The 10,614-nt window shown below is 43.4% G+C and carries 7 protein-coding genes; 2 read left to right on the top strand and 5 right to left on the bottom strand.

What is annotated here, in order from left to right:
• Positions 1-269: 269 nt before the first annotated feature.
• The 3 genes from AN391_RS19320 to AN391_RS19310 all read right to left on the bottom strand — a co-directional run bounded on the left by AN391_RS19320 (position 270) and on the right by AN391_RS19310 (position 7,486).
• Entirely contained in the window at positions 270-3,491 is a 3,222-nt protein-coding gene (locus AN391_RS19320; protein ID WP_082429358.1) for a S41 family peptidase, read from the bottom strand.
• Positions 3,492-3,647: 156 nt separating this feature from the next.
• The gene (locus tag AN391_RS19315) at positions 3,648-5,048 is read right to left on the bottom strand and encodes a hypothetical protein (protein ID WP_055016894.1); all 1,401 of its coding nucleotides are present in this window, start codon (positions 5,046-5,048) and stop codon (positions 3,648-3,650) included.
• Positions 5,049-5,080: 32 nt separating this feature from the next.
• Positions 5,081-7,486, bottom strand: a complete 2,406-nt coding sequence (locus AN391_RS19310) for a TonB-dependent receptor (protein WP_055016893.1) — start codon at positions 7,484-7,486, stop codon at positions 5,081-5,083.
• Between the two features lie 141 nt (positions 7,487-7,627).
• Between AN391_RS19310 and AN391_RS19305 the strand changes: the two genes are divergently transcribed.
• Positions 7,628-8,044, top strand: a complete 417-nt coding sequence (locus AN391_RS19305; RefSeq protein ID WP_055016892.1) for a MerC domain-containing protein — start codon at positions 7,628-7,630, stop codon at positions 8,042-8,044.
• A 132-nt stretch (positions 8,045-8,176) separates the two neighbouring features.
• Entirely contained in the window at positions 8,177-9,013 is an 837-nt protein-coding gene (locus AN391_RS19300; protein ID WP_055016891.1) for an alpha/beta hydrolase, read from the top strand.
• Between the two features lie 43 nt (positions 9,014-9,056).
• Here AN391_RS19300 and AN391_RS19295 read toward each other — a convergent pair whose 3' ends face one another.
• The gene (locus AN391_RS19295; protein ID WP_055016890.1) at positions 9,057-9,959 is read right to left on the bottom strand and encodes a homocysteine S-methyltransferase family protein; all 903 of its coding nucleotides are present in this window, start codon (positions 9,957-9,959) and stop codon (positions 9,057-9,059) included.
• A gap of 164 nt (positions 9,960-10,123) precedes the next feature.
• A complete protein-coding gene (locus AN391_RS19290; RefSeq protein WP_055016889.1) occupies positions 10,124-10,369 on the bottom strand; it encodes a DUF3297 family protein in 246 nt (81 codons plus the stop codon).
• Positions 10,370-10,614: the final 245 nt, after the last annotated feature.

Genomic DNA, 10,614 nt, shown 5'->3' with positions numbered 1-10,614 from the left:
GATTGAAATTTGTTCAATCTAGGGGCGATTAAATCGCGGCGCGAGGTTTGTAACCTAGTGGGCTAAGTAAAAACCGAGCAACAAAGAGTCAATCGTCCCTAGAAAGAACCCAGAGGGCAGCGCATGTTTGGCATTTATGCTGCGTTATCGCCTATTTATGGGGAATAACCACACTACATAGGCTCTGCCTTGCCTAAAAACCAAACATGCTGCTGCAAATTCAACCATCAAAGATCAACACGCCCTAGCTTATTTAGCTATACAGCAAATTAAAATTTAGACGGTGCTGGTGGCACCACTAAAGGTTGCTTAGGGTTTGCTTTAAGCTCCTTTAATAACTCTTGTACAGCGCGTTCTATTGATGGATCTTGGCCTTTATAAATAAGCTCTGGGCGGTCAATTACTTTAATATCAGGTGCAACGCCTTCGTTTTCTATAATCCAGTTACCTTGGGTATCTAAAATACGGAAAGTAGCCGCAATGACTTGCCCGCCATCTACAAGGCTAGGGTTACCAGAAATACCAATTAAGCCACCCCACGTACGCGTACCAATTAGCTTACCTAACCCCGCTTGGCGGAAGTAGTAAGGAATTGCATCACCGCCGGAGCTTGAATAGCCGTTTATTAGCATGGCTTTTGGGCCGTAGTGCGCAAACTGTGGCGTTTTAGTGGGCTCGGTGCCTCGACGTTTCCAGTAGTTAAGTGGTTTACGTGCAAGCCAGGTGATCATGTGCTCAGGAATAAAGCCACCACCGTTGTATCGGTCATCAATAATCATGGCGTCTTTAGTGGTTTGCGGCATGTAGTTTTTAAACATGGCGCGGTTACCTTCATACGCTGTATTTGGCAGGTGTACGTAGCCAATGCGCCCATTTGATAACTTATTAACGTAGGCTGCACGCGAGTTAACCCACTCTAAATAACGTAAACCTTGCTCACTGGCTACTGGTTTTACAGTTACTTGCCATGCGCCTTTGCTACGCGGCTTGCTGTTTAGCACCAGCTCTACTTGCTCGCCTTGGGTGTTTTCAAGGAGTTCGTAAAAGTTAGCAACGTCTTTAACCGAGCGGCCGTTTACCGCAATTATGTAATCGCCGTTATGTGCTTTTACGCCTGTAGTCCCCAGTGGTGAACGGAAATCGTCATGCCAGTTTTCACCTTTGAAGATTTTCTCTATTTTTACATAACCCGATGGATCGCTTGCAAGCTTAGCGCCTAATAAGCCGTGTTTTTTACGTTCGGCTTTTGGCATATCGCCCGATTGCACGTAAATATGGCCTGAGTTAATTTCGCCAGCAATTTCACTCAGTACATAATCAAGGTCGCTACGGTGGCTAATAGCATCAGCCATAGGTTGGTATTTAGCTAAAATAGCATCCCAATCTTGACCGTGGTGGTTTTCGTCGTAGAACCAGTCGCGCAGGGTGCGCCAGCCTTCTACATACATTTGCTGCCACTCAGCTTGCGGGTCAATTTTAAGCGTCATTTTACTTAAATCGAGCTTATTGGCGTCTAGGTCTTGCTTTGGTTTAGGCTCAATTAAGCTGTAACCGCCACTGGTATGTACAAGTAGGTGCTCGCTGTTGCTCGATATAGTGTAACTGCTAACACCTTTAGCCACGGTTTCTAGCTCGCTATCGTGCTCGGTGCCTATAAGTTGTAAACCACCATTAGCAAGTGTAAGCACGCCGCCTTTTACTGCGGTTAAGCCACGGTAATTGCCCGCGGGTGCATTAAGTGCGGTAACACGCTGCATAAAGTCGCTGCTTTGCAGTGCGTTTTTAACTTTTTTATCATCTTCTTTTTCATCGTCTTTATCTTTTACAATCGTGGTTTCGTCACTTTGTAAGGCGATAAGCGGTTTAACGCTGTTGTTTACAGCGGCCGCATAAATACGGGTGGCGCGGTTAAACATGTAGTCAAACTCGTAGCTGCTAAACGCAAGGTTAAAGTCGCGCTCAGAGCTAAAGTAAAGATATTGGCCATCTGGCGAAAAGGTTGGGTTTTGCTCGTTACTCATTTCGTCTGTTAGGCGCGTTACCTTTTTCTTTTTAAGGTTGTAGTGCCAAAGCGATGCATAACGGTTTTCGTTATTTTTTACATACACAATATCTTGGCTATTAGGCGACCACGTATATTGAGTAATGCCGTCTTCGTCGTAAATACCGGTATCAATTTTGTGTTGCTTGCCCGATTTTGCATCTAACCACCACAGTGTGTGGTTTTTATCTGCAAACAACAACTTAGTGCTATCGGGTGACCAAATAGGCGTAAAGCGCCAAATAGTGCCATTACTAGTTAGTTGTTTAATGGCATTATTTTTACTGCGATCTTTTAGGTAAATTTCGTACTCGCCGCTTTCATCGCTCATGTAAGCAATGTAACGCCCATTTGGCGACCAGCTTGCGTCTATTTCACGGCTTTTTTGAGTGTACGATAAGTTACGCGTAGGGCCTTGTTTAACGGGTACGCTAAATAGCTCGCCACGGGCTGTAAATACAGCACGTTTGCCATCATGAGAAATCGACATAGAGTCAATAAAGTCGCTCACATTTTTGCTGTACGGCATAGCGTATTGGCGCACACCGGCAATGTTAATGCTCAGCTTAGTGCTTTTTTGTGTTTTTGCGTCAAAGCGATATAAGTAACCGCCGTTTTCATACACAACCGCATTAGGGCCTGCTGAAGGCCAAAGTACGTCAAAGTCTTTAAAGTTGGTAAGCTTTTTAGGCTCATTGCCTTTGCGGTATTGGTAAAGATTTAGTGTGTAGTCACGATCAGATACAAAATAAATATTGTCGCCAACCCAGGTAGGTTGCTGATCGGTTGCGCGGTTAGTAGTCAGTTGCTCTGAGATGTTTTTTTCTAAATCGTAAACCCATACGTCTTGCGCACGGCCGCCACGGGTGCGTTTCCAAGTACGAAACTCACGGTCAATGGGCGTATAAACATACTTACTGCCATCTGGCGAGAGCATACCGCCGCCAGTTTCTGGAATAGCTAAAGGTTGCTCAAGGCCACCGTCGGCAGGAACCATATAAGGGCGACCCATACGTTTGCCCCACGGTGTGCGGTTAGCTCTAAACACCACATTTTTACCATCGGCGGTCCAATCTAAAACGCGGTAATCAAAACCACCACGCGGCGGCATTGGGCCAACATCGTTGTAGTAGGTAAGTTGCTTAAGGCCTGAGCCATCGCTGTTGATCACATATACTTGGCGGCTGCCGTTATACTCAGCCGAAAACGCAATGCGCTTACCATCAGGTGAAAACTTAGGAAATGTTTCAAAACCAATGTGGTCGGTTAAACGTTTGCTTTCGCCGGTTTGTGTATTAGCAATATAAATATCGCCGCTGTAAACAAAGGTCACGTTTTGGTTATGAATATCAGGAAAGCGTAGTAAGCGAGTGTCTTTAGTTTCATAGGCTGATACGCTCGGTGCAATAACCGCAGCCAAGGCAAGCGCCAATGTTGTTAATTTTTTCATGGGATTACATCCTATATTAATAGCTGTTACATCATAACAATAAGGTTATAAATAGCGATGCACTTGCGATAAAAGGTCTGTTACAAAATGTGAATAAAAAAAGGTTGGCATTAAAACGCCAACCTTCAAGGGAGTACTCTTTTTTAAAGAGTGAAATTAGTGGTCGTGATCGCCTTCTTCTTCCTCTTGCGCAATACCAAGCCAAGTAATTGCACTAGGAGCAAAAGTAAGCTCAACCTCACTTTCAATTTCTAGGTCTTCAAGATGTACTTGCACAACGTGCTGAGCAATAGGGTCGGCTACATAAGCAAACTGACCATTTTGCGCCACTGTCATGCTAAAGCTCATGCCCTCTGGCATGGTTAATACGTCTTGCTCGGTAATATCCACTTGGCCTTCAAGCTCCCAATGCATTTCGCCATCATGGTCGTGTGCGCTAAATACATTTAAAAAGCCTAAGCTGTCTAATATTAAAAAGTGCTCGCCATGGGCAGAAAAAGAGTACGACACAGCACTTGCGCCATCGGCTAGTTGCCATTCTAGTTCTTCCATTTGTGCTGTTGTTGGGTTAATAGTTACAATTACGGCTTCGCCGCCACCATGGCCAGATGCTACGCCAATAAAGGTCTCGCTGTCTTCGTGGCCATAAATACTACCAATACGTAAATCGCCAACGGCTGCAATATTCGCTATTTTTTCAGCTTCGTATTCATCATCGTGCTGGTGGGCTAATAACACACCATCGCTACAGCCAAATGCCACGTAGTCGTGGTTTTGTGCCGCGCCGTGTAAATCAGGACACGTAAGGTCTAAGGTTTGTTCAAGCTCGTATTCACCATCATGAAAATGATAAACACCTACTTGGTCTGGCAGTACTTTAGCAACCGATGTGCTTTCGCTGTCATCACGGCGAAGTGTTGATAATAAATGCTCACCGCGGGGCTCTGCTACGCCGTGCATATTAATATCGTAGCTAATACCCGGTAGCGTTGCTGTTGCGCTTGTTATGTCGCTATCTGTTAATACTTCAACAGAGGCAACCGTGCCTGAGTCTGCATCACCATCATAAAAAACAGCTAATTGGCCGTCGTGTTTTACAAGGTGAGTAGGGCGGCTGCCACTTGTTAGCTCATAACTGCTAGCCGCTGGGCTTTGCTCGTAGTCGTGTAAATGCTCGCCGTGGTCTTCACGCCATAAACCACCATCAATAAAGCCTAAGTAATCTTGTGCGCGGCTTGCAATAACGGCATAACGAAAATCAGGTGATGACGACAACGTGCTTGAATCATTCGTCAGGGTAAATGTTTCAAGAAGTGAGTTGTCATCTAGATCATAAAAGTGGGCTTCGTTGCTGTTGCCTGCAAGCACAGCTAATCTGCCCAATGAATCAATTGTGTAGCCATCATCATGGTCGTGATCATCATCGTCATGATCGTGCTCGTCTTCTACAACAATAGGATCTTTTTCTACAATATTGGTTTCTGCATCGCCACAGGCTGTAATAAATGTAGTGCTAATAGCCAGCGCAATAAGCTTTAATTTGTATAGTTTTTTCATGTTTATTTCCTTTAATTATAATTTTTTAATGCTTAAAAATAACCGCGAATGCCTAGTGCAAAGCTACGTCCTGGACGTGGTGCTATATCTTTTACAAACGAGCTGTGCACGCGTGCTTCTGTATCTGTTAAGTTGCTGCCACGCAGGTAAACAGACATATCTTGGTTTAATACTGAAAGGTCGTAAGAGATGCTTGCATCAACCAATGTGTAGCCGTCTGTGGCTGTTTCTTGTGGGGCTATGCGGTCTTGCTTTTGATAGCGAGTAACGTGAATATGGGCACTGAGTTTATCTGTTTGATAGCTTAACTCGCTGCCAAAACGAAGCGGTGGAGTACGGGGTAAATCGCCGCCGTCTTTAAGGCGTGCACGCACATAATCTGAGAATAAATCTACTTTAAATTCATCGGTTAATTGCCACGCAATTTGCGCTTCAAATCCGTGTAAAATTACGTCGTCTGTTTTAAATAAATAAACCGGCAGTTCTGATGAATGGTCGTGTTCGTCAGCCCCTTCTTCTTCATCGCCATGGTCGTGGCCACTTTCGGCGAATAAACCGGTGTCTATTTGGTAATAGTAATTATCTACTTGGTTGTAAAAGGCATTTAAAATAAAGCCAACATCACCTTGGGTTTTACGCAGGGTTAAATCGATATTATTGGCTGTTTCCAAATCAATTGCTTGACTAGATAAACCCAAATGGCCGTCTTCATCTAAATCAAATAGTGCACCTACTTCGTAAGTGCCAGTACCAATGTGTGGCCCAAACGATAACAACTCAGAGGCAGAGGGCGCACGTTCAGAGCGCGATACCGACAGCCCTAAATTATAGTTAGGTGTAAAATCCCACACTACGCCTGCCGATAAACTGATTGGCGTAAATTCATGCTCTACGTCAAATACGCGCGTGGTTTCTGCGCTTTCTTCATGGTCGTGATCATGCTCGTCGGCTTCTTCTGCTTCATCATGTGCGTGAGCGTCAATATTTGCTAGTAATACATCGCCTGCTTCAATGGTTACACGCTCAATACGCCCACCTAGCTGCACTAAAAAATCACCAAAGTGCCTTTCTTCCATTAGTGCTACAGCAAAGCTTTCTGTTTCTGATGGCGGCGTAAAGGCCTCTTCACCTTGTGCTTCAACATCGCTTTGTTTGTAATGAAAGCTAATGCCGCCATTCCACTCGTTAAATTGGTTATGTAGTAGGTCTATACGAAATTCGTTTGTTTCGTTTTTAAATGTGGTGCCTACAGCGCCACCTTCAATTTCAGCGTGTTCGTAGTCGGTGTGGCCAACGCGCAGGTTTACTTTGTTTAGCCATTTATTATCTAGGTTGTACTCACCTAATAATTGCACTTTAGTTTGCTCTAAATCAGCAAATACGCTTTCTTCTTCGTCGCTGTGCTCTTCTTCCTCGCCGTGCGTATGGCCCGGAATACCGTATTGACGATTAAATTGCTCTACTGCTAAGCCAATAAAGCCGTTATCCATTAAATAGCTAGCGCCAACAGTAAAACCGTCAGACTCTTCATAACTGTTTTCAACTTTGTAATCGCCACTATGCTCTTCACCGTCACTATCTATATCGGCAGCTACAGGCACCTCGTAGTCGTCGGCTTCACGCCAAAACGCATCGGCGTAAAAAGCCACCGAGTCTGTGCCTGTGGTGGCATTAAACGAGGCCACTTTTTGGTTATCAGCAGAGTTATGTTCTAGGTTCCACTCGCCGCGAGTTGTACTGTCGGTTGGAACACGGTTATCTACCACATTAACCACACCACCAATGGCGCCACTGCCATAAAATAGCGTTGCTGGGCCGCGTAATACTTCAATTTGTTGTGCGGTAGAGGCTTCTGATGCAACAGAGTGATCAGGCCCAACGCGCGACACATCGCTTACATCAAGGCCATTTTGAGTAATAAGTACACGCGGGCCGCTCAAACCACGAATAATAGGCGTGCTGGCTACTTTACCGTGAAAATTTGTATTAACGCCTGGGAGTTTTTCAAGGCTGTCGCCAAGGGTTGCAGCTTGTTGGCGCCTTAATTGTTCGCCAGATAAAACACTAACAGGTGAGGCAGATTCCATTGCCGACATATGAATAGGGGTTGCTTCAATATCAATAACTTCAATAGGCGAGCGCGTTAAATTAAACGTAACCGACTGGTTTTCATCGCCAATTATTGTTATGTCGCGATGAAGATGCGCATAACCTGAGGCCACAATATGAAGCTCTTTTAAGCCATTGTTTAACTCGGTTAGTACAAATTTACCGTTTTCGTCGGTGGTGACTTTAAGGTCTGAGCCTTCAACTTCTACCGTTGCATTATTAACCGCTTTACCTTGATTATTTAAAACCACGCCTTCAATTGTTGATGCCAGCACACTTGCTGGTAATAAAGCTGCGATGAGAACAGCTAATGGAGATCTACGTTTCATTTGACTACCTTGTTGGATGTTATATTATATCAATTATGCGAGAAATGTTATAATGTATCAATAGTAATTAACTGTTGTTACTAAAATGTCTCCTTAAAGGTAACGCTTTTGAGTAGAGGCACTAATTTAGTAGAGGAAATAATGAAGTCGAGTCAAAGTGTTATGGATCGTATGGCGATTGGGTTATCGTTAATGTGTACAGTACATTGTTTTGCAACCCCGGTTATTTTAGCGCTATTGCCAAGCTTTGCTGTACTGCAAATAGATAGTGAACAATTTCATTTATGGATTCTTGCGGCGGTATTACCCACCAGTTTATTAGCATTGAGCTTAGGCTGTAAAAAGCACAAGCGTAAACGTTATATGGCTTGCGGCATTATTGGACTGTCTTTTATGATATGTGCGGTATTGCTAGGGCATGAAATAGCCGAAAAAGCGCTTACTTTAATAGGATCGGCTTTTATAGCTGTAGCTCATTGGTTTAATTATCAACAATGCCTTAAACAGAATGACGATAACTGCCCGTGTTCAGGCGATGAATCTGATCAGGCAGCTTAGCGTTATCAGTGCTACAAACAGCTAACATGTAGCACTGCCTTTTAATATTTAACTTTGTTTTTTAATAGCCTAAAGCTAAAAGTGAGTTAAAGTAGTCATTAAGTATTAGTTTATTACGCTTGGCTTAGGTTAATGAATACCGTTTTAAAATCCCTGCTGTTACTTTGCGCTTTAATGTGTTTTAAATTAAGCGCAAATACCCCCTACCAAATCCCTAGAAGCAGCGTTATAGAACTCACTGAGCCCGTGACCAATCGGGTATACCCTGTTTTTATTCAGCTTCCTAAGTCATATAAAAAGTACCCTGAAAAAATATATCCGGTTATTTATTTAACCGATGCACCGTATACGTTTCCTATTGTGGCAGGCGCCACACGGTTTCCTATGAATAGTGGCAAAATGCAGCAGGCTATTATTGTGGCCATTAGTTACGAAAAGGGCTCAAAAGGCGCCAACAGCCGAATTAGAGACTACACCCCAAGTAAGGCTCAAAGCTGGAAAAAACCAACCGGTAACGCTCACAACCATGCGCTGTTTTTAAAAAATACTGTACTGCCGTTTATACAAAAAAATTACAGAGCAAGTAACACACAAAAAACCTATATAGGTAACTCTTTAGGTGGCTTATTTGGTGCCACTATTTTATTTACGATGCCCGATTTATTTAACAATTATATAATTGGCAGCCCATCAGTTTGGTTTAATAACAATGCAATTTTAGCGCTTCAAGCAAATAAACCTAAATTGCCTACAAAGGTTTATATATCGGTAGGCGCAAAGGAAACGCCAAGCTTTGGTGAAGGGCAAAATATGGTGGCAGGGGCAAAGCAATTAACGCAAAAAATTAATGCACTTAGCAGTGATAATATTGAACTAAAAAGCGTTGTTATTGAAGGGGCGAGCCATGCAACTGCCTTTCCTACTACGGCCATACAAGGGCTTGATTGGGTGCTGGGAATGAGGCAATAGCAAATAAGCCCTAATATTTAAATATTTATAAAAGCACTAAAGCTTAAGCGCTTTTAAGTTGTTGTTTCCAGTTTGCCAGTACTTCAATAAATTCTGGGCCTATGCCACAGCAGCCACCAATAATGCTTGCGCCTTGGCTGTACCACGTTTTTGCAAAATCTAGGTACTCTAAAGGTGAAATATCGCGGTACGCTTGTGAGCCTTCGTTGGCTTTGTAATCATGCGCGATAGGTGTAAAGCCATTAGCAAATGCGCCTAAAACAACGCTTTTATTTTGCTTGGCTAATACTGCGTTAGTATCACTAAAGGCTTGCTCTATAACCTCAGGAATTGAGCAATTAAAGAAAATACCCGCAACATTTTGTTCAAGCAAAGCCGCTACTGCGTCACTTACAAGCTCACCAGATCGAAGTTTAGCTTGCTCACTCACCACATCATTTAAGGTAAATGCGTAATAACATGGTTTGTTTGAGCCTTTAAGTACGCTTGCCATAACGTGCGCTTCTTCAATGCTCGATATGGTTTCGCCAATCCATAAATCTACGTGCTCGTCTTGCGCCTTGTATAGCGTATCTAAAATAGTAAATGCGCGCTTACTTTCAAATAGTTCAGGGCGGTAAGAGCCAAAAGCGGGGGGTAATGAACCCGCTACTAATACATTTTGTTTAGCGTTTTGAGCAACTTCTTTTGCGATGACCGCCGCTTGCTGTGCAAGAGCTGCGCCTTGGGCTTGGTATAGCGCTTCACCTAAATGAAAGGGTACACAGGCGTAGCTATTTGCGGTAATTATTTCAGCGCCGGCCTCTATAAAACCTTGGTGAGCCTGCGTTACAAAGTGCGGAGCTTCTATTAATGCTTGTGCACTCCATAGTGGCTGTGTGAACGGCGCGCCCATGCGCTTAAGTTCGCGTCCCATGCCGCCATCTAAAATAGTGAGTTTATTCATAACAAGCCTTTGTGTATCTGTACAATATGGCGCTATTCAACCATGTTTTTTATAAAATCATAATGAAACTTCATCATTATTCACATGAAAAAAGCTCAATGCTTTTCAATAGGTATAAAAAAAGCGACATCTCAGGAGAGTCGCTTGTTTTAGTAGGCTAAACCTTACTTATAAAATACCTCTACCGTGCCTTTTACTTTCATAAGTAAAGGTTGGCCGCGGCGGTCTAGCGCTTTAGGTGCGGCAATTTTAATCCAACCTTCGCTAATGCAGTACTCTTCTACATCAAAGCGCTCTTTACCGTTTAGCTTTACGCCAATTTCGTGTTCAAACACTTCTTCTATGTAGTGTTTGCTGCGAGGATTAATAGAAAGCTGATCAGGTAATGCTGGTTTTGTTGAATCGGTCATGATTTTAATCTTTATTAAAAAGTGATGCGCTATTGTAGGCAATCCACTCAATACGCTCAAGGTTTAATGCTTAGGGCGTGTTGAACTTTGATGGTTGAATTTGCAGCAGTATGTTTGGTTTTTAGGCAAGGCAGAGCCTATGAAGTGTGGTTATTTCACATAAATAGGCGATAACGCAGCATAAATGCCAAACATGCGCTGCCCTTCGGGTTCTGCCTAGGGGCGATAAACTCTTTGTTGCCTAC

Source organism: Pseudoalteromonas sp. P1-13-1a (genome assembly GCF_001401875.1).
Taxonomy (GTDB): Bacteria; Pseudomonadota; Gammaproteobacteria; order Enterobacterales; family Alteromonadaceae; genus Pseudoalteromonas.
The sequence above is the reverse complement of the archived record's forward strand: the minus strand, read 5'-3'. Positions and strand labels throughout refer to the sequence as shown.